This is a genomic window from Psychrobacter sp. T6-1 (assembly GCF_052258445.1).
This window is the reverse complement of the sequence record NZ_JBQQFC010000760.1, coordinates 1-610: the sequence shown is the minus strand read 5'-3', so window position 1 is coordinate 610 and position 610 is coordinate 1. Positions and strand designations below refer to the sequence as shown.

Below are 610 nucleotides of genomic sequence, written 5' to 3'. Positions count from 1 at the left end.
GGCGGCGAGCAAGCGGCCTCAGTACTGGCAACGGTCAAGCGCGATAATTTTGAGCGCAAAGGCGAGGCATGGAGCGAAGCTGACGAAGAAGCCTTTAAAGCGCCGATTCGCGATATGTATGAGGAGCAAGGCCATCCTTATTATGCCACTGCACGGCTTTGGGATGATGGGGTGATTGATCCTGCTGATACGCGCAAGGTATTGGCGCTTGGACTGAGTGCTGCGCACAACGCCCCGATAGAAGAGACGACGTTTGGTGTCTTTAGAATGTAGGTTGATATGTTTTGTGTAGGGTGGGCTAGCGAATGCGTAACCTGAAAGCTGTAAAAACGAAGCACTGCTTCGTTAAGCTTGCAAGGAAAATCTTTTGAATAAGATTTTCTATTAGAGTAAGACAATACGGTGGGTTAGTTTTTACCTGCATTCTCCATAAGAATTTTAAAAACTAACCAACCCTACCACTCTTCACGGAATTAGTAAGAGCGCTAAGTCAGAACCAACGTCACAAAAGCATGACAAACAGGAACAAACATATATGAATAATTATAAAAATCTACTAGTAACCACAGAAAACTATATCGCAACCGTAACCTTAAATCGTCCTGAGATT

1 protein-coding gene is annotated in these 610 nt (G+C 44.4%); it reads left to right on the top strand.

The features are described 5' to 3' along the window. Nucleotides 1-273 (top strand): carboxyl transferase domain-containing protein (locus ACTXGO_RS15840; RefSeq protein WP_443575195.1); only part of this gene is annotated, 273 nt, incomplete at its 5' end. Nucleotides 274-610 lie beyond the last annotated feature (337 nt).